The sequence below is a fragment of the uncultured Ruminococcus sp. genome, assembly GCA_902785355.1.
GTDB lineage: Bacteria > Bacillota > Clostridia > Oscillospirales > Acutalibacteraceae > Ruminococcoides.
The window spans coordinates 1-18,060 of sequence record CACZYF010000015.1; the positions used below are offsets into that span (position 1 = coordinate 1).

The window sequence follows — 18,060 nt, forward strand, 5'->3', positions numbered from 1 at the left end:
TGGAAATCCCCTCGCGAGTTCCTTTACCATTTCCTCAATACCAGCGAGGTCATCTTTTCTTGAATTTGTGTAACACATCATTGACAAACCAACATTTTACGCAAAATATTGGGCTCAGTAGGAGCCGAGTACCCCGCCGTAGGACGGCACCGAGCCGACAATCACCGTCTGGGCGATCTCGAAGGTCGACGAGGTGCTGACGGTCTGACGGATACGGAAGGGATTATAGACCAGCAGATCGACGTACACGGTCATCGTGATATGGTGGACGGTCTGGTTCAGCCCCGCCCCCTCGAAGGTGCTCTCGAACTCGCAGGACACGGTCTGTGTACTGTCGACGGGGAGACGCACCTCGGGACCGACGTTGAGCAGAATGACCAGTCCCGTGAAGCTGCCCAGCCGCGTGCTGATCCCCTGCGTGTGCGACAGCTCGTCGATGTATGCCTGCGCTCTCTTCGTCACGGAGGTCTTGACCGCGTTGACCGCAGCGGTATCGGCGCTCAGAGCGGCGACGGATCCGTCATGGAAGCTGATACGGCACAAGCTCTCTCCGATATCGGGATTCTCCGCTAAATAATCGTCGACCGCCAGCGTGACCGCTCTCTCACTGAGGGTCTGCATATCGCGGATGATGATATCTCTGAGCTGGGTTTTTACCGCAAGCTCAAAATAGGTCAGACAAAGAATGATCCCCGCGACCGTCAGAGTGATCAGCTTACGCGCTCTGCGTCGGCGGGGCGTGGGTCGTTTACGGCACAGCATCATATCACCTCACGGTATCATATGCGCGAGAGGAGGAGAAGTGAGAAGTTAGGAACGGAGAATGGTGAATGGTGAATGGTGAATGGTGAATGGTGAATGGTGATGGGAAAGCCTGACGGCTTTGTTGAACTAAGAAATAAGAAATAAGAAATAAGAAATAAGAAGTTACGGAAAGCCTGACGGCTTTTGGATTGGTATAACGACTGCTTTTCATACGTCTGCGACTCTTTATCGGGTCGCAGGCATTACGGTTAAATCCCGTTTTACAAATCAGGTGCGGACAACGTCCGCCCTTCACCATTCACTATTACCCATTCACCATTCACCAAATAATCGGGTGCGGGGGATCTCCCCTAAGGGGAGGTGTCGCGAAGCGACAGAGGGGAGCCGTCTCCGGCGAGGAAGCGCCCGCCTTCCACCGTTCTCTGTTCTCCGTTCTCTGTTCTCCGTTCTCCGAATATTCCTCACTCCTAACCAAGAAAGCGCGCTCTGCGCGCATTTCGTATAGCCATCGCTCGTTGTTGCGCAGCAACAAACTGAGCGGGCATACAAATCTTTTTTACTTTACAGGAAACGAGCAGTTTCTTATAAAGTAAAAAAAGCGGCACGCCGCAGCGCACCGCTTTACATTCTCTTGATTATTTATCTTCTTCAACTTCCTCAGCGTCGGCTTCGAGCGCCTTGATGTCCTCGTCGAGCTCAGAGAAGTCGAACTCGATCTCCTCACCGCAGTAGGGGCAGTCAAGCTCGCCCTCGATCAGCGCGTCCTCGTCGACGATCGTGGTCTCGCCGCAGGTAGGACAGGTGACCTCATAGTAGGGCTCGTCGTCATCAAAATCGAAGTCATCGTCGTCATCATCATCGTCGTCGTCATCATCATCGTACCACTCGCAGTCCTCGCCGTCACCGTAGAGCTCTTCCTCTACCTCGGCAAGATCCTCGTCGATCTCGTCGACCTGATCACACACATCATCGATGATATCTTCCATATCGACTACATCGTACGCCATATCCTCCAAGAGGTCGATGATCGCGTTGATAACCTTGACCTCGTCCTTGGTCTCGTCGAGCTTGAGTCCCTCAGCCAGTCCGCGGATATACGCAATTCTCTCAGTCAGATTCATACTATTCTCCTTGTTAAATCGGTTGCGATTGCCACGGGGTCAAAGCCCCTCGCAATGACGATTTGTATATTCTTATGCTCTGCCCAGATACTCGCCGGTACGGGTGTCGATCTGGATCATCTCGCCTTCCTCGATGAAGAGCGGAACCTTGATCTCGGCGCCGGTCTCGAGGGTAGCGGGCTTGGTCGCGTTGGTCGCGGTGTTGCCCGCGAAGCCGGGGTCGGTCTGGGTGACCTTCAGCTCAACGAAGTTGGGCGGCTCTACGCCGAATACATTGCCCTTGTAGGACAGGACCTTGCAGACCATGTTCTCTTTGACGAACTTGAAGTTATCGCCGAGGATAGAAGCGTTGATCGGGATCTGCTCCCATGTCTCGGTATCCATGAAGTAGTACAAATCGCCGTCATTGTAGCTGTACTCCATATCCTTGCGATCGATGAACGCGGTGGGGTACTTGTCGTTGGGGTTGAAGGTCTTTTCAACCACGGCACCGGTAATGACGTTGCGAATCTTAGTTCTTACGAAAGCGGCACCCTTACCGGGCTTTACATGCTGGAATTCGATGATGGAAACAACCTGTCCATCCATCTCAAAGGTTACGCCGTTTCTGAAATCGCCGGCAGAAATCATATACATTTCCTCCTAGTAATTAAGTTTCAAGTGCCAAACAGCACTTTATCTCTAGTATTATACAGGGATTATCGGGAAAAATCAATACTTTCAAAGAATAATAATCCACTGAAATCAGATAATTGTCAATTCTTTCGGGATTTCGGCGAGGTCGACCGCCTCATCCCCCTTGACGAGGAACATATCCTCGATCCTCACGCCGAAGCGGCCGGGCAGATAGATACCGGGCTCGTCGGTGATGACCATGCCGTCCGAAAGGATCGTCCCGCATCTGCCGCTGACAGCGGGGGCTTCATGGATCTCCAGCCCTACGCCGTGACCCGTGCTGTGTCCGAAGTAATCGCCGTAGCCGCACATCGCGATGTGGTCGCGGGCGGCGGCGTCAACCTCCGCAGCGGGTACGCCCGCTCTGATCGCCCGCTGCGCCTTCTTATGCGCTTCGAGCACGGTCTCATAGATCATCCGCATCTCGTCGCTCGCGTGACCGACCGCGACGGTACGGGTCATATCGCTGTGGTAACCGTCGTAGACGGCGCCGATATCGAAGGTGAAGAAGTCGCCATCCCTGACGACCCTCTCCCCCGGTACGCCGTGCGGAAGCGAGGTATTCGCGCCGGTGATGCAGATCAGGTCGAACGCGACCCGCTCGCCGCCGTAGACATGGATCAGATGCTCGAGCTCCACGGCGATTTCGCGCTCGGTCACACCGGGACGTAGGAGATTCAGCACCTCAGTGTAAGCGCGCTCGGTGATCCGCTGGGCGGTGATGATCTTCTCGATCTCGTCGGGCGTTTTGACCATGCGTATCTCACTGAGCTTCTCGGACAATCCGCCCGCAATCACCTGAGCCGAAAGCGCCTCGTCGAGCTGTCGAAACACCGCGAGGGTGATCGAATCATCCTCGATCAGAATGGTCTTAATATTCTCTGATGGAATTATATTATTGATATTCTCCGTCATCCGCTGCATCCGCATGACCTCGATCGGCGGCTGCACCGACTTCTGCGCCGCCTCAAAGTAACGGAAGTCGAGCAGTAGGATCGCGCGGGTCTTGGTAACTAATACCGCACCCGCGGAGGAGGTAAAGCCGCTGAGATAACGGCGGTTGACGTCGCTCGTGATCAGCGCGGCGGAGGTTTCATCAGGCAGAAACGCCTGTACTCTCTCTACAGCTGTCATACGTCTTACGCGATATCATAGTCGATCGACTTGATCTTCAGGTCGTCGTCGTAGGTGATGCGGGTATGGTAGCCGTCCTGGGAATAATGGTCGGATACAAGCTCATGACCCTCGCGGTCGAGCAAAAACGGGAAATAACAGGACGGGTCGGCGTACTGCACCTTTGCGATCGGATCGCCGACCTGAAGCTTATCAAAATAAGCGCGGGTAAGCACGGTATAACGGAGCGACTCGAGCTTTGAGCGCTCGATCCAATTCGCGTCCTTATCAAAGTACAGCACGAGTATCTGATTCTCACCGACATAGACGGTATGATAGCCGTCGTCATCCTGTCTCAGACAGGTGATCGCGTACTTCTTGTTCACATCGTTGATATCCCTGCTGGACGCCATCAGGTTATAGATCTCGACGAGCTGAGCGTCCTTGTAATTCTCCTCCGCGAGCTCGTACATGCTACGGGCGGGATCGGACAGCGCCGCGGGAAAGCCGGGAGCGTTCTGAGAACAGCCGCAAAGGCATACGCAGAGCAAGAGCGTCACACCCAGTAAAAAAGCGGGTAGTGCGATAGATTTTTTCATAGCTGACACCTCGATTGGGTTACTCCGGTTTAATCGGTATCGGTCAAGGAACTGAACACGCTTGCCTGTAACCGTTTCGTTGATGGAAACGCGCGGTTTCCAATAAAGCAAAAAACGGACAGGAGACCTGTCCGTTCATTTGTTGATTATCTGTACTTGCGCTTGCGAGCAGCCTCGGACTTCTTTTTACGCTTTACAGAAGGCTTCTCGTAAGCCTCTCTCTTACGAACCTCAGCGATGACGCCGGCGCGTGCGCACTGCTTCTTGAAGCGGCGCAGAGCACTTTCCAAAGATTCGTTTTCTTTGAGTCTTACTTCTGACATGTATTTCCCTCCCATCCGCCATAAGGCAGGGGTAATTCGCATATAGCAACATTGATTATACATTAATGTTCCCGAAGTGTCAAGGGTTAACGCCCAATTTGTAGGAATTTGACAAATTCGAGTACAAAATTTTTACATATTGGCGAATATACGAGCTAAGGTTATACAAATCATCCGGCGTCGCCGATCAATCTCCTTGGTCGATCATTTGCCAGTAGCCCGCAGTATCGTGCTCAAAGCGCTCGCCGTAGGCGTCATACCATTTTTGCGATAAAAAAGGCATGGGCGTATGCGGCGGCAGCTGACGCGCCAGACGGTCGATGTTATCGCACAGGTAGAGGGCGATACGCTGCCGCTGTTCATCCATCGAGATCTCGGGATCATAGGCGATCGGCTTCCCGACAGAGATCACGGCGTTTTTCTTTTCAACATAGACCGGATAGAAATTGATCCGTTTACCGGATCTGCGGTAGTACAGGCGTGCAAAGTCGATAAAGCCGACCTGCAGACGGTTGATATACTCGGTATATCGCTCTGAGGATTCGGCGAAGATCACCAGGCTTTCGCCGTCGTTGAGAGCTTTTATACTCTGCTTAAAGGTAGAGATGAGATTACTGTCGTGGTAAACAGGGATCACGGGTTCATACTTCAAAAGCTCGGGCAGCGCTATGGAAATGACCTTTGACAAGAATCTGTAAAAGCCCTTGAAGCGCCTGCTATCCCCCACCAGGATATCATGAAAAGCATAGTTGACCGCCTTTTTACGATCCATCGCGTAGCTTAAGGTCCATGTTTTGTGCCTGACGTGAAAATCAAGCGTCATCAACACAGGTCCGCGAATTCCGGAATGATTGCAGACAAACACAGCCGGTTCATTATCAAACGGTATTTCAAATACCGTTTTCGCTTTCGGAAAAACCATTCTCGCGATGGCGTGCATGATTTTGTTGTAGACTTGTCCGAATTTCATTCCAAACCTTCCCTTCCTATACGATACGCACAAAACCAAGCAGCCTGAAGACTGCTTGGCTTTGAATCATACTGCGTCAGGGCTTGACGACGATATTGACGAGGCGACCCTTGATATAGATCTCCTTGACGATATTCATGCCGCTGATCACCTCGGCGACCTTCGGCTCCGCCTTCGCGAGCTCCAGCACCTCAGCCTGCTCGGCGTCGGCGGCGATATTCAGCTTCGCCTTGATCTTGCCGTTGACCTGCGCGACGATCTCGATGGTATCGTCGACGCACTTCGCCTCATCATACTCCGGCCACTTTGCCTCGGCGACGATGCCCTCGCCCAGCGCCTTCGCCTCCCAGACCTCCTCGGTCACGTGGGGCGCAAACGGATTGAGCAGGATTGCGAAGATCCCCAGCTCCTTCTTCGTGACCTTACCGGTCGCGTAGATACTGTTGATCAGCGCCATCAGCGCGGCGATCGCGGTATTGAACTTGATATTCTCGATGTCGTTACCGACCTTCTTGATGGTTTTGTGGAACTCCTTCTCGAGCTCGGGACGGATGAAGTCGTCTTCGGTCATGAACTCCTGCATATTCCAGAAGCGCTCGATGAACTTGCGGCAGCCGCGGACGGAGTTGGTGCTCCAGGGAGCCGCCTTCTCAAAGTCGCCGATGAACATCTCGTACATACGCAGGGTATCCGCGCCGTACTCGTTGACGATATCGTCAGGGTTGACGACGTTGCCGCGGGACTTGGACATTTTCTCGCCGTTCGCGCCGAGGATCATACCGTGGGAGGTACGCTTCGCATAGGGCTCCTTGGTCGGGACGACGCCGATATCATAGAGGAACTTATGCCAGAAGCGGGAGTACAGCAGGTGGAGGGTGGTATGCTCCATACCGCCGTTGTACCAGTCGACCTGATGCCAGTAGTCGAGGGCTTCCTTAGAGGCGAGCGCCTCGCTGTTGTGGGGATCCATATAACGCAGATAATACCACGACGAGCCCGCCCACTGGGGCATGGTATCCGTCTCGCGGTAAGCCTTGCCGCCGCAGCACGGACAGATCGTCTCGACCCACTCGGTCATGTTGGCGAGGGGGCTCTCGCCGGTATCGGTCGGCTCATAGCTTTCGACCATCGGGAGCTTTAAGGGAAGCTCGCTCTCGGGGATCGGGACATAGCCGCACTTGTCGCACTTGACGATCGGGATCGGCTCGCCCCAGTAGCGCTGGCGGGAGAATACCCAGTCGCGCAGCTTGAAGTTGACCTTCTGATGACCGATGCCCTTCTCGGTAAGTACTTCGATGATCTTCTTCTTCGCGTCCTCAACGCTCAGACCGTCGAGGATATCGGAGTTGACCATGATGCCGGTCGCGCAGTCGGTGAACGCCTCCTTCTGAACGTCCTCGCCGCCCTTGACGACCTCGATGATCGGCAGATCGAATTTCTTTGCGAACTCCCAGTCGCGGGTATCATGAGCGGGGACTGCCATGATCGCGCCGGTACCGTAGGAGATCAGAACGTAATCGGAGATGAAGATCGGGATCTCGCGGCCGTTGACGGGATTGATCGCGGTCACGCCCTCGAGGCGCACGCCGGTCTTGTCCTTGTTGATCTCGGTACGCTCAAAGTCGCTCTTCTTCGCGGACTCCGCCTGATAGGCTCTGACGGCGTCCATATTGCTAAGCTTATCCGCCCACTTCTCGATGTAGGGATGCTCGGGGGATACGACCATGTAGGTCGCGCCGTAGAGGGTATCGGGGCGGGTGGTATAAACGGTCAGCTTATCGCCGGCGGTGGTGTCGAACTCCACCTCGGCGCCGTAGCTGCGTCCGATCCAGTTCTTCTGCTGGAGCTTGACGCGCTCGGGGTAATCGACCAGCTCCAAATCGTCGATCAGGCGGTCGGCGTACTTGGTGATACGCAGCATCCACTGGCTCTTGACCCTGCGGACGACCTCGCTGCCGCAGCGCTCGCACACGCCGTTGACGACCTCTTCGTTCGCCAAAACGCACTTACAGGAGGTACACCAGTTGACGGACATCTCCTTCTTGTACGCTAAATCATGCTTGAACAGCTGGAGGAAGATCCACTGGGTCCACTTGTAGTAGTCGGGGTCGGTGGTATTGATCTCGCGGCTCCAGTCGAAGGAGATACCCAAGGACTGAATCTGCTTCTTGAAGCGGGCGATGTTATCCGCCGTGACCTTCTCGGGATGGATATGGTTCTTGATGGCGTAGTTCTCGGTGGGCAGGCCGAAGGCGTCCCAGCCGATGGGATACAGCACGTTGTAGCCCTGTAAGCGGCGCTTACGCGACACGGTATCGAGGGCGGTGTACGGACGGGGATGTCCGACGTGCAGACCCTGACCAGAGGGGTACGGGAACTCGATCAGGGAAAAGAACTTCGGCTTATCCGAATTGGTCTCGGCATGGAAAACGCCCTTATCCTCCCAGATCTTCTGCCATTTAGGCTCGACAGCCTTGTGATTATACTTCATGTTATATACCTCCAAGCGGACGCGCGCGTCATTATTCACCATACTACGGTGTCGGCGCTTGTCATTTGTTTAATCTATCACTGCAAGCAGCGTGTCATAATGAGAAAGGGAGCCTGTTTACTCGGTTATGACGTCCGAGATATCGACGACCTCGCCGTCCTCCCAGAGGCGGTCGAGATCATAGTACTGGCGGCTCTCCTCGTTGAACACATGGACGATGACGTCCACATAGTCGAGCAGGATCCAGGTATCGGAGCGGTGTCCCTCGATATGGCTGACGGACACGCCCTGCTCGTCCATCTCATACTCCACATAGTCGGCGAGCGACTTGACGTGGGTCGAGGAGGTACCGGTGGCGATCACCATATAGTCGGCAAGAGAGGAGATGTCCGCGATCTTCAGCACACGGACGTCCATTCCCTTGCGGGCGTCTAAAATCTTTGCGATAGCTTTTGCTTCCTGTAATGAATCCATAGTTTACCTCTTTTTGGCGAATGGTCAACGGTTAACTCTTCACCCTTATTTCTTAGTTCTTATTTCTTAGTTCTTAGTTCTTATTTCTTAGTTCTTATTTCTTAGTTCTTAGTTCTTATTGTTCTTCACTCAATAGTATTTCGTTATAAGCCGCGAGCGCGTCGGGGCTGACGAGATTGCCTCTGCCGATCAGTCGGGAGAGGGTGAATTTGAGCCCGTAGAGCATCCCTTCCTCAAGGGAATTCTCGGCATGCTCACGGATGATATCGATATCGGGATAATCGCGCTCCGCCGAGGTGAAGTCAGCGAGGAACACGACCTTCTCGAGCATACTCATCCCCGCGCGGGCGGTGGTATGGAAACGGATCGCGTTGAAAATATCGGGATCGTCGATACCCAGCACGTCGCGCACATAGCAGGCGCCGGAGATCGCGTGCCAGAGCTTAGGCGAGCGTTTCTCGGTTTCGCTGAGAATTATACCACCCTTTTCGATGATTTGCAACTGTTTATCGCCGTCTGTCTCCTTGGTGACGTCGTGCAGCAGTCCCGCCAGACGCGCCTTTTCGACGTCGGCGCCGTATTTTTCGGCGAAGCGAACCGCTTCCTTCGACACGTTCAGCGAATGGACGCGGCGGTATTCGGACAGAGCGTCAAGCTCACTGAGATATTGTTCGATATTCATAAGCTCACCTGTATAAGTCGTTATCCTGAATGTATTTCAATACGCGGCTGTCGATCATCGAGCTGACGTCCGCGCCCGAGGCGATCCCCTCGCGCACGATGGTGGACGACAGTTCGCCGATACCCTGATGGGCGATGATGGTACGGCAGTTGTACAGCAGTTTGTATTCCTTGTATTTTTCTTTTAAAGAATCATAATCCAGCTCGTCACGCGGCGCGACAAGGATCGTCGCGTTATCGAAGATATAGCGGAACTCGTGCCAGCGGTCGAGCGTCATATACATATCCGCTCCGACGATCAGGAACAGGCTGTCCTCGTCGTTCTTCAGCGCCGCGATGGTATCGGATGTGTAGCTCTCCCCCTCGCGCCTGAGCTCGATATCGCTGACCTCCAGCTGCGGGTAATCCTGCGCCGCGAGCTCGCACATCCTGTAGCGGTGCATGCCGTCGACGATATGGGAATTATCCTTCAGGGGTGTGACGCGGGTCGGGATCAGCGTCACGCGGTCAAGCTCAAACTGACGCGCAAAGGTCAGCGCCAGGCGGATGTGGTCGTTGTGGATGGGGTTGAACGAGCCCCCGTAGATCGCCCGCCTCATTTGACCAGCTTGATCTTGGGGTCTTTCTTATTGCGGCGGTACAGGACGAACTTGGAGCCGATGACCTGTACGACGTCCGCGCCGATCTGCCCGGCGATCTCGTCGGCTGCCTCGCGCGCGGAATACTCGCACGCCTCGAGCACCTTGCCCTTGATCAGCTCGCGGGCGGTGATCGCCTCGTCGGCGGTTTTATAAAGCTGCTCCGAGAAGCCGCCCTTACCGACCATCAGCACGGTGTCGATGGGGTTCGCGAGCGCGCGGAGCTGGGCTCTCTGTTTACTGGTTAACATAGCGTCCTCCGTTAAAGGTAATGAATGTTTCGATAGTGATTCAAATATCCCGCGATTTGTCTATCACAGAATCGCGGAATACGGAAGCAGCGCCTCGCGGAGCTTTCTCAGGGCGTTGCCGCGATGGCTGTACTTATCCTTCTCTTCCCCGCTGAGCTGAGCGAAGCTCACGCCGTTCACGGTGAATACGGGATCGTAGCCGAAGCCGCCTTCCCCACTCGGCGCGAGGGCGATTTTACCCTCACAGCGACCCTCGACCTCGATCACGGTATCGTCGTCGAGGATACAGCAGACAGCGCAGGAGAAATGTGCCCCGCGATCCTCTTCGGGAACGTCCTTCAGCTCCTTTAGCAATAAAGAGATCTTCTCGATATAGGTGCTGTCCTCTCCCCCGTAGCGTGCGGAATACACGCCCGGTCTGCCGCCGAGCGCGTCGACGCACAAGCCGGAATCATCCGCGATCACGGGCTGACGGCACAGGTCGTAGGCGTGCTTCGCCTTGATATAGGCGTTGGCGGCGAAGGTATCGCCGTCCTCGACTACGTCGCCGAGGTCGATCCCCTTCTCTTTCGCCGAGACGGCGGTCATACCCAGTGGGGCGAGGATACGTCCGATCTCTTCAACCTTGTGGCTGTTGCCGGTGGCGATCATCAGCTCCATCATCGCTCGTCCTTTACGAACAGCGCCTTGGAAAACTCGACCGGGTCGAAGGGCTGCAGATCGTCGATCTGCTCGCCGACGCCGACGAACTTCACAGAGATACCGAGGGTATCCTTGATGGCGAGGACGACGCCGCCCTTGGCGGTACCGTCGAGCTTGGTCAGCACGATACCGGTGATACCGGTCGCCTTGGCGAACTCAGCCGCCTGATTGATGGCGTTCTGACCGGTGGTCGCGTCGAGCACGAGCAGCGCTTCCTTATCCGCGTCGGGCAGTTCGCGATCGATGACGCGGCGGATCTTCGCGAGCTCGTCCATCAGATGCTTCTTGTTATGCAGTCTGCCGGCGGTGTCGATGATGATGATATCGGAGCCCTTCGCCTTTGCGGAAGAGATCGCGTCAAAGACGACCGCCGCGGGGTCGCTCCCCTCGCCCTGCGCCACGATATCGGCGCCGCTGCGGTCAGCCCAGATACGCAGCTGATCGATCGCCGCCGCGCGGAAGGTATCGGCAGCTGCCATCGTGACCTTCTTACCCTGCTTGATGTAATAATTCGCGATCTTGCCGATCGAGGTGGTCTTGCCGACGCCGTTGACGCCGATGACCAGGATCACGGAGGGCTTGGTGTTCAGCTGCATCGCGTTGTTCTCGGATAAAAGCTCCGCCGATACCTCGGCGATCTCATCCATGATCTTCGCGGGCTTGCTGATGCCCTTCTCACGCACGCGGATACGTACCTCGCCGCAAATCTTGTTGGCGGTTTCCATACCGACGTCACCCATGACGAGCAGCTCCTCGAGTTCCTCAAAAAGGTTATCGTCGATAACCGTAAAGGTCTGGAGCATCGCGTCGATCGAACCCACAACGCTGTCGCGGGTCTTTTTTAAGCCTTCTTTTAATTTACTGAAAAATCCCATAATCTACTCCTTCTCTATCAATGGTCAGTCAAGGAAAATACAAATCGGGTGCGGGCAGCGCCCGCCCGTAACCATTCACCATTCACTATTCACCATTCTCTTAATTCGCTTTCATTCCCAGTCTTGCCGCGACCTCGCTCGCGCGCAGCTCCAAGAGCTTGCTGATACCCTCGTCCTGCATGGTCACGCCGTAGAGGACGTCCGCCTCCTCCATCGTACCGCGGCGGTGGGTGATCAGGATGAACTGGGTGCTGCTTGTCAGATTGCGCAGGTAGCTTGCGAAGCGGTCGACGTTGACCTCATCCAGCGCCGCCTCGATCTCATCCATCACGCAGAAGGGCGCGGGACGGACCTTCATGATCGCAAAATACAGCGCGATGGCGACCAGCGCCTTCTCGCCGCCGGAGAGCGCCTCCAGATGCACCACGATCTTACCGGGCGGGTGGACGATGATGTCGATGCCCGAGGTGAGGATGTTCTCGGGGTCGGACAGCTCCAGATGACCCTCGCCGCCGCCGAACAGCTCCTTGAAGGTCACGGTGAAGTTGCGGTTGATCTCGCCGAAGGAGTCGACAAAAACCTCCTTCATCTGCTTGGTGAGATTCACGATCAGGTTCTCGATCTCCTTCTTGGACTTCTCGACGTCGTCGACCTGGGTTTTCATGAAGGTATAGCGTTCGCTTACCTCCTTGTACTCCTCGATCGCGCCGGTGTTGACGGAGCCGAGCGCCTTGATCTTGTTCTTGAGGGATGACAGGCGGGAACGCGCCTCGGTGAGGTTCTCGATCTCGATCGCCTGCTCCTCCGCCTCGCGGCGGGTCAGCTCGTATTCCTCCCAGAGCTTGCTGATAATATCGTCGAACTCCTTCTGCTTACTCGCCTTGCGTTCCTCCAGACGGGAGAACTCATTGGAGGCGAGCTCGCGCTCGGAGGTCTTATCTCTCTCTAACTGGCGGAGCTTGACGGTATCGCGTTCGAGCTCCAGCTTCTCGTTGTTCAGGCGCTCGATGTTCTCAGCGTTCTGCTTCTGCTTCTCGGTAAGCGCCTCGATCTCAGCCTGATAGCCGGTGATTTTATTTTCTATTTCAGAATTATTATTCTCATAATCCGTCTTTTCATTCTCGAGCTCACGGATGCGGAGCTGCTGATCGGAGCCGGTGCTCTCAGCGCTCTCGATCTCAGCCTTGCGGGTATCGACGTCCTTTTCGAAGCCGAGGATGTCGAGCCGCAGCTGCTGGAGCTTATCGGCATATTCCTCACGCTTCTGCGTAAGCTCCTTGCGGGAGCCGGAGATCGTCTTGATCTTCAGCTCGGTGGACTCGATATCGGCGTTGAACCGGATCATATCCTTCTGCGCAAGCTCGCGAGCCGCCTTCGCCTCGGTGATCTTCTCAGCGCCGGCACTCAGCTCGCGGTCGATATCCTCGAGGTCGCGGCTGACGGCGGCAAGCTCCGACAGACAGGCGTTGTACTCGGCGTTCAGGCGCACCTTGTCGTTCTGGGTATTGGTCAGGTCGGCGCGCGTACCGAGCAGGTCGGCTTCGACCTTCGCGTACTGCTGCTCGGCGTCGGTGAGCTTCTCCGCGGCGTTCTTCGCCTTGGCGCTCAGCTCCGCCGCCTGCTTACGCAGCGAGTCGATCTCGCTCTCACGCGAGAGCAGACCGCTGTTCTTCGCCCTCGAACCGCCGGTAAAGGAACCGCCGGCGTTGATGACCTGACCGTCAAGCGTGACCACCTGGAAGCGGTAACCGTAGCGCTTCGCGATCGCGGAAGCGGCATTCAGATCCTCGGCGATGACGATCCGTCCTAAGAGATTCGAGAGGATATTGGCGTACTTCGGCTCGGTCGAGCACAGCTCGGAGGCGATACCGATGTAGCCGTAGCAGTCGTCGAGCCCTTTTTCATCCAAGGTACGGGGCTTTATGGTCGTGATGGGCAGAAAGGTCGCGCGGCCGCCGTCACGCTTCTTGAGCATTTCGATCGCGCGCTTGGCGTCGGAATCGGTGTTGACGACAATGTGCTGCATCTTCGCGCCGAGGGCGACCTCCATCGCGATGTTATACTCGGACGGCACCTTGATCAGCGTGGTAACGGGACCGCAGATACCGCCTACAGCGCCGCGCTTCGCCTCTTTCATGACGATCTTGACGCTGTTGTAAAAGCCCTCAAAGTTTGCGGAGAGGTCTGACAGCAGCTTTGCGCGGCGGGATTTCTCCTCCGCGTCAAGGCGCAGCGTCTCGGCGGTGCGGCGGAGCTCCTCGCGCTTCTGCGCGCGGGCGTTCAGCTTCATCTGCAGGCCGTCGATCGAATTGCCGAGAGCGGCGATCTTCTGCTCCGCGGTTTTGATCTTTGTTTCGTAATTTTCTTTTATGGAAATTAAATCGTCGCGCTGGGTGCGCTTTGCTTCACTTGAAGCACGCAGCGTCTTGCCGCGTTTCTCCAGCTCGTCGATGGTTGACGCGCTGGTGATATCGGTCACGCGCACATCGGCTAATCGCTGGGACAGCGAGGCGATGATGGCGGAGAGCTTCTGCAGCTCGTCGCCCGAACGCGACGCGTCGTTGTTGATATGGTTCAGCTCGTCGGAGATCGCGTTGTAATCCGACTGCTTAGCGGCGATCTGCTCCTTTAAAGCGGTGATCTCGGCGATCTTCGTCTCGACGACCTTTTTGATGTCGACGGTGGAGCTCTCGGCCTTCTCGATCTCGCCGACGATACGCTCGATGTTTTCCTTATTATGCAGGATATCGTTCTCGGATACGGAGATCAGCGCGCGCTTCTCGGCGATCTGCGCCTCAAAGAGGGATGAAGCGGCGCGTTCCTGTTCGATCTGCGAGCTGAGCATGCCGTTCTTGACATAGATCTCCTCGGTTTGGGTCGCGATGGAGCTCAGGGTCGCCTCCGCCTCGTCATACTGCGCCTTGGCGACAGCGATCTTGTCCTCGTGATCGCGCAGTACCGCCGAGCTCTTATTCAGCGTATCGAGCCAGAGAGCGATCTCCAGGCCGCGTTTCTCACCCGAGTATTCAAGGAACTTCTGCGCCTTCTCGGACTGGATACGCAGGGGCTCTACCCTGTCCTCGAGCTCCGTGACGATATCGCGCAGTCTGAGCAGGTTATCCTCGGTATGGGCGAGCTTACGCTCCGCCTCGGTCTTGCGGTAACGGTAGCGGGAGATACCCGCCGCCTCCTCAAAGATTTCGCGCCTGTCCTCGCTCTTGGAGGCGACGATGGAGTCGATCTTGCCCTGACCGATCATGCTGTAGCCGTCGCGGCCGAGACCCGTATCCATGAACAGCTCATGGATATCCTTGAGTCGGACAGAAGCCTTGTTGATCAGGTACTCGGACTCGCCGGAGCGATAGTAGCGGCGGGTGACCGCTACGTCGTCGCCGCCGTAGGGCAGGCTGCGGTCGGAATTGTCGATGGTCAGGGTGACCTCGGCATAGCCCTGCCGCTTGCGCTTATCGGTACCGTTGAACACGACATCCTCCATCTTGGAGCAGCGCAGCGCCTTGGCGCTCTGTTCACCCAGTACCCAGCGGATGGCGTCACTGATGTTGGACTTGCCGGAGCCGTTGGGACCGACGACCGAGGTGATGCCGTGGTCAAAGGTCAATTTCGTTTTATCGGGAAAGGTCTTGAAACCTTGCAGTTCAAGAGATTTTAAAAGCATATGAACCTCTTTTGCTTATAGAATAACTTCCAGATCCTTCAGATTCTCATCTTCCAGTATAGTGATATCATAACCCCTGTCAAACAGGGCGATCAGATTCATTTTTTTATTGCCGGTCATCTTGGAGCGGCTCCTCGGCGACACACGAAGGGTGTATGCCCCGGGCTCTTTATCCTTCAAAAGCGCTGTCGCCTTATCGAGCATGATACGGCTCTCGCACAGCTCGCGGAAGGCGGGATGATACGGCCCCGCCAGCATATCGCGGCGCAGGCTCTCGGTATCGTGCAGACCGACGCGGATCACGCGGATGCCCCCGCGCTCAAACAGCGTGAGAAGTCTCGCGCACAGCGCGACCGCTCCGTCGAGCTCCTGCGGACGGTAAACGCCCTGTTCATAGAGTTCGCCGAGCCTTGTCCCCTTCATCACGATCGTCGGATAGACGCGCACGGTATCGGGGCGCAGCTCGATGAACCGCTCCGCCGTGTATAGATCGAGCTCGTCACTGCTGCCGTAGAGTCCTGTCATCATCTGCAAGCCGAGCTCGAAGCCGCCGTTACGGATCAGTTCAGCCGCGCATACAACGTCGGCTGAGTTATGTCCGCGCTCGTTCATACACAGCACCCGGTCATCCATGCTTTGGGCACCCAGCTCGATCGCCGTGACCTTATTCTGCCTGAGCAGCGAGAGGATCTCACCGTCGATACAGTCGGGGCGGGTGGATATCCTGATCCCCTTGAAGCGGTCAAAATACGGCGTGGCCGCTTCGAGCAGCATGTGCATATAATCACGGTCGAGGGCGGTGAAACTACCGCCAAAGAAGGCGATCTCACTGTGTTTTGTATTTTCTTTTAAAGAATCAACAGCTGTTTCCAGCGTCGAACGTACATCCTCAGCCGTCGGCTGATATACCCTGCCGGTGATACTGCGCTGATCGCAGAAGGAGCACCGGTGCGGACAGCCGTTGAACGGGACGAAGATCGCGACGTTAGCGTGCTTAGACACTGCCGCACCCCTAATAGCCCATCAGCTCCAGGGCTTCACGCGCCGCCTGCTGTTCGGCTTCTTTCTTAGAGCGTCCGCCGCCCCTGCCGATGACGTTGGAGTTCAGGCAGACCTCGACCTTGAAGTGCTTGTCGTGGTCGGGACCGGACGAGCCGATCAGCCGATACTCGAGCTTCTCGCCGGGATTCTTCTGGATGATCTCCTGCAAGGCGGTTTTATAATCTTTAAAAGAATTATTCTTATGATGCTCGATTTCCGGAATCACAAAGCGCAGAATGTGCCGCCGCGCGGCATCCATGCCGCCGTCAAGATAGATCGCCGCGATCAGCGCCTCAAAGGCGTCGGATACGATAGACGGGCGCTTAGCTCCGCCGTTACGGCGTTCACCGTTAGACAGGCGCAGGTAAGAGCCCAGCTCGATCTGCTTGGCGAAATCGAACAGGCTTTTTTCACAGACCAGAGAGGCGCGGAGCTTGGTCAGCTCGCCCTCGGGCAGGTCGGGACAATGCTTGTAGATATAATCGGACACAACGATCGAGAGCACCGCGTCGCCGAGGAACTCCAGCCGTTCGTTGTACTTCATATTCTTATGCTGTTCATGGGCGTAGGACGAGTGGGTCATCGCCTCGGTCAGCAGAGCGGGATTGTGAAAGGTATAACCGATGATTTGCTGTAGATCCTTCATCATTCATCCTCTTCTCCGCTGTCCTCGAGCGTACTCAGCGCTTCGGTCACGGTCTCGATCACACGGTTATCAACATAACCCATACAGACGCGGATCGCGTTCTTGATGGTCTTGGCGTTGGCGTTGCCGTGCGCCTTAAAGACGGGCTTGGAGCAGCCGAGCACCGCGGTACCGCCGAACTCGTCGAGGTCCATCGTCGCCTTGAACTCCTTCATATCCTTGAGCACCAGCGCGGCGGCGAGCTTATTCTTCACGCTCTTGGTGAAGATCCCCTTGATCTTCTTCAACAAACCGATCGCTACGCCCTCATAGGTCTTGATGATCAGATTGCCGGTGAAGCCGTCGCAGACAACGACGTCCGCGCCGTCGAGCGGGATATCGCGACCCTCGACGTTGCCGATGAAGTTGACGGGCGTTTTCTGCAGAAGCTTATAGGTCTCCTGACGCAGCTCGTCGCCCTTATGCTCCTCGGTGCCGACGTTCGCAAGCCCCACGCGGGGGTTGTCGATGCCGAGCACCTTGTTCATATACACAGAGCCCATCACGGCGAACTGCTGGAGCACCTTGGGGCGGACGTCGGTATTGATACCGCTGTCGATCAGCATGAACTTGCCGGTCATGTTGGGAATGACGGGTGCGAACGCGACGCGCTTGACGCCCTTGATACGCTTGACGATGAACATCGAGCCCGCGCCGATCGCGCCGGAGTTACCGGCGGAGAGGAACGCGTCGCCTTCGCCGTCCTTTAACAGACGGAAGCCGGTCGCCAGCGAGGTATTCGCCTTCGCCTTGGTGCGGATCGAGGAGGGCTGGTCGTTGTTGGTGAACACGTCGGGCGCATGCACGATCGCGATACCGTCGAGGCTGATCTCATTCTCCTTCGCCACACGACGGATGGTGTCCTCGTCGCCGGTGAGGACGATATCCACCTTGTATTCGTTCTTCGCGTCAACTGCCCCCCTGATGATCTCCAAGGGGGCGTTATCGCCGCCGAAAGCATCTACGATGATTTTCATATT

At 56.0% G+C, this 18,060-nt stretch carries 18 protein-coding genes; all 18 read right to left on the minus strand.

The genetic code is table 11. The annotated features are described in order from the left end of the window. Nucleotides 1–114: 114 nt before the first annotated feature. Nucleotides 115–762: a sporulation protein YunB gene (locus tag R2I50_RS04960; protein ID WP_316608054.1), complete on the minus strand. Its 648-nt coding sequence runs from the start codon at nucleotides 760–762 to the stop codon at nucleotides 115–117. 638 nt (nucleotides 763–1,400) lie between these two features. Next, nucleotides 1,401–1,886: a CD1247 N-terminal domain-containing protein gene (locus R2I50_RS04965; protein ID WP_316608055.1), complete on the minus strand. Its 486-nt coding sequence runs from the start codon at nucleotides 1,884–1,886 to the stop codon at nucleotides 1,401–1,403. Nucleotides 1,887–1,958: 72 nt separating this feature from the next. Further along, a complete protein-coding gene (efp, locus tag R2I50_RS04970; RefSeq protein ID WP_316608056.1) occupies nucleotides 1,959–2,516 on the minus strand; it encodes an elongation factor P in 558 nt (185 codons plus the stop codon). Nucleotides 2,517–2,630: 114 nt separating this feature from the next. Beyond that, the gene (locus tag R2I50_RS04975) at nucleotides 2,631–3,695 is read right to left on the minus strand and encodes an aminopeptidase P family protein (protein ID WP_316608057.1); all 1,065 of its coding nucleotides are present in this window, start codon (nucleotides 3,693–3,695) and stop codon (nucleotides 2,631–2,633) included. A gap of 5 nt (nucleotides 3,696–3,700) precedes the next feature. Further along, nucleotides 3,701–4,273 (minus strand): hypothetical protein, encoded by a 573-nt coding sequence (locus R2I50_RS04980; RefSeq protein WP_316608058.1) that lies wholly within the window; start codon nucleotides 4,271–4,273, stop codon nucleotides 3,701–3,703. A 146-nt stretch (nucleotides 4,274–4,419) separates the two neighbouring features. Next, nucleotides 4,420–4,596: a 30S ribosomal protein S21 gene (gene rpsU, locus R2I50_RS04985; RefSeq protein WP_186833010.1), complete on the minus strand. Its 177-nt coding sequence runs from the start codon at nucleotides 4,594–4,596 to the stop codon at nucleotides 4,420–4,422. A gap of 187 nt (nucleotides 4,597–4,783) precedes the next feature. Beyond that, on the minus strand, nucleotides 4,784–5,566 hold the full coding sequence (locus tag R2I50_RS04990; protein ID WP_316608059.1) for a hypothetical protein: 783 nt from the start codon (nucleotides 5,564–5,566) through the stop codon (nucleotides 4,784–4,786). 76 nt (nucleotides 5,567–5,642) lie between these two features. After that, nucleotides 5,643–8,057: a leucine--tRNA ligase gene (gene leuS, locus R2I50_RS04995; protein WP_316608060.1), complete on the minus strand. Its 2,415-nt coding sequence runs from the start codon at nucleotides 8,055–8,057 to the stop codon at nucleotides 5,643–5,645. A 117-nt stretch (nucleotides 8,058–8,174) separates the two neighbouring features. Beyond that, nucleotides 8,175–8,531 carry a ribosome silencing factor gene (rsfS, locus tag R2I50_RS05000; protein ID WP_316608061.1) on the minus strand — a complete coding sequence of 119 codons (357 nt, stop codon included), beginning with the start codon at nucleotides 8,529–8,531 and terminating at the stop codon, nucleotides 8,175–8,177. Nucleotides 8,532–8,646: 115 nt separating this feature from the next. Continuing rightward, nucleotides 8,647–9,213, minus strand: a complete 567-nt coding sequence (yqeK, locus tag R2I50_RS05005; protein WP_316608062.1) for a bis(5'-nucleosyl)-tetraphosphatase (symmetrical) YqeK — start codon at nucleotides 9,211–9,213, stop codon at nucleotides 8,647–8,649. A 4-nt stretch (nucleotides 9,214–9,217) separates the two neighbouring features. After that, nucleotides 9,218–9,811, minus strand: coding sequence for a nicotinate (nicotinamide) nucleotide adenylyltransferase (gene nadD, locus R2I50_RS05010; protein WP_316608063.1), 594 nt, complete (start codon nucleotides 9,809–9,811; stop codon nucleotides 9,218–9,220). Further along, entirely contained in the window at nucleotides 9,808–10,101 is a 294-nt protein-coding gene (locus R2I50_RS05015) for a YhbY family RNA-binding protein (RefSeq protein WP_316608064.1), read from the minus strand. Before R2I50_RS05015 ends, nadD begins: the two co-directional genes overlap by 4 nt. Nucleotides 10,102–10,164: 63 nt before the next feature. Further along, complete coding sequence (gene rdgB, locus R2I50_RS05020) at nucleotides 10,165–10,764, minus strand: RdgB/HAM1 family non-canonical purine NTP pyrophosphatase (RefSeq protein WP_316608065.1); 600 nt, start codon at nucleotides 10,762–10,764, stop codon at nucleotides 10,165–10,167. Further along, on the minus strand, nucleotides 10,761–11,678 hold the full coding sequence (ftsY, locus tag R2I50_RS05025; RefSeq protein ID WP_316608066.1) for a signal recognition particle-docking protein FtsY: 918 nt from the start codon (nucleotides 11,676–11,678) through the stop codon (nucleotides 10,761–10,763). The genes rdgB and ftsY overlap by 4 nt, the downstream gene beginning before the upstream one ends. Nucleotides 11,679–11,778: 100 nt before the next feature. After that, the gene (smc, locus tag R2I50_RS05030) at nucleotides 11,779–15,354 is read right to left on the minus strand and encodes a chromosome segregation protein SMC (protein WP_316608067.1); all 3,576 of its coding nucleotides are present in this window, start codon (nucleotides 15,352–15,354) and stop codon (nucleotides 11,779–11,781) included. Nucleotides 15,355–15,369: 15 nt separating this feature from the next. Further along, complete coding sequence (locus R2I50_RS05035) at nucleotides 15,370–16,356, minus strand: radical SAM protein (protein ID WP_316608068.1); 987 nt, start codon at nucleotides 16,354–16,356, stop codon at nucleotides 15,370–15,372. Between the two features lie 10 nt (nucleotides 16,357–16,366). After that, nucleotides 16,367–17,041, minus strand: coding sequence for a ribonuclease III (gene rnc / locus R2I50_RS05040; protein ID WP_316608097.1), 675 nt, complete (start codon nucleotides 17,039–17,041; stop codon nucleotides 16,367–16,369). After that, nucleotides 17,041–18,057, minus strand: coding sequence for a phosphate acyltransferase PlsX (plsX, locus tag R2I50_RS05045; protein WP_316608069.1), 1,017 nt, complete (start codon nucleotides 18,055–18,057; stop codon nucleotides 17,041–17,043). The genes rnc and plsX overlap by 1 nt, the downstream gene beginning before the upstream one ends. Between the last annotated feature and the right edge of the window lie 3 nt (nucleotides 18,058–18,060).

Excerpts from the sequence above, each read along its gene's own strand:
- rpsU (WP_186833010.1), bottom strand. The coding sequence starts at position 4,596 with ATGTCAGAAGTAAGACTCAAAGAAAACGAATCTTTGGAAAGTGCTCTG.
- R2I50_RS04990 (WP_316608059.1), bottom strand. The coding sequence starts at position 5,566 with ATGAAATTCGGACAAGTCTACAACAAAATCATGCACGCCATCGCGAGA.
- yqeK (WP_316608062.1), bottom strand. The coding sequence starts at position 9,213 with ATGAATATCGAACAATATCTCAGTGAGCTTGACGCTCTGTCCGAATAC.
- R2I50_RS04975 (WP_316608057.1), bottom strand. The coding sequence starts at position 3,695 with ATGACAGCTGTAGAGAGAGTACAGGCGTTTCTGCCTGATGAAACCTCC.
- R2I50_RS04980 (WP_316608058.1), bottom strand. The coding sequence starts at position 4,273 with ATGAAAAAATCTATCGCACTACCCGCTTTTTTACTGGGTGTGACGCTC.
- R2I50_RS05015 (WP_316608064.1), bottom strand. The coding sequence starts at position 10,101 with ATGTTAACCAGTAAACAGAGAGCCCAGCTCCGCGCGCTCGCGAACCCC.
- R2I50_RS04960 (WP_316608054.1), bottom strand. The coding sequence starts at position 762 with ATGCTGTGCCGTAAACGACCCACGCCCCGCCGACGCAGAGCGCGTAAG.
- smc (WP_316608067.1), bottom strand. The coding sequence starts at position 15,354 with ATGCTTTTAAAATCTCTTGAACTGCAAGGTTTCAAGACCTTTCCCGAT.
- leuS (WP_316608060.1), bottom strand. The coding sequence starts at position 8,057 with ATGAAGTATAATCACAAGGCTGTCGAGCCTAAATGGCAGAAGATCTGG.
- ftsY (WP_316608066.1), bottom strand. The coding sequence starts at position 11,678 with ATGGGATTTTTCAGTAAATTAAAAGAAGGCTTAAAAAAGACCCGCGAC.
- rsfS (WP_316608061.1), bottom strand. The coding sequence starts at position 8,531 with ATGGATTCATTACAGGAAGCAAAAGCTATCGCAAAGATTTTAGACGCC.
- nadD (WP_316608063.1), bottom strand. The coding sequence starts at position 9,811 with ATGAGGCGGGCGATCTACGGGGGCTCGTTCAACCCCATCCACAACGAC.
- plsX (WP_316608069.1), bottom strand. The coding sequence starts at position 18,057 with ATGAAAATCATCGTAGATGCTTTCGGCGGCGATAACGCCCCCTTGGAG.
- rdgB (WP_316608065.1), bottom strand. The coding sequence starts at position 10,764 with ATGATGGAGCTGATGATCGCCACCGGCAACAGCCACAAGGTTGAAGAG.
- R2I50_RS04965 (WP_316608055.1), bottom strand. The coding sequence starts at position 1,886 with ATGAATCTGACTGAGAGAATTGCGTATATCCGCGGACTGGCTGAGGGA.
- rnc (WP_316608097.1), bottom strand. The coding sequence starts at position 17,041 with ATGAAGGATCTACAGCAAATCATCGGTTATACCTTTCACAATCCCGCT.
- efp (WP_316608056.1), bottom strand. The coding sequence starts at position 2,516 with ATGATTTCTGCCGGCGATTTCAGAAACGGCGTAACCTTTGAGATGGAT.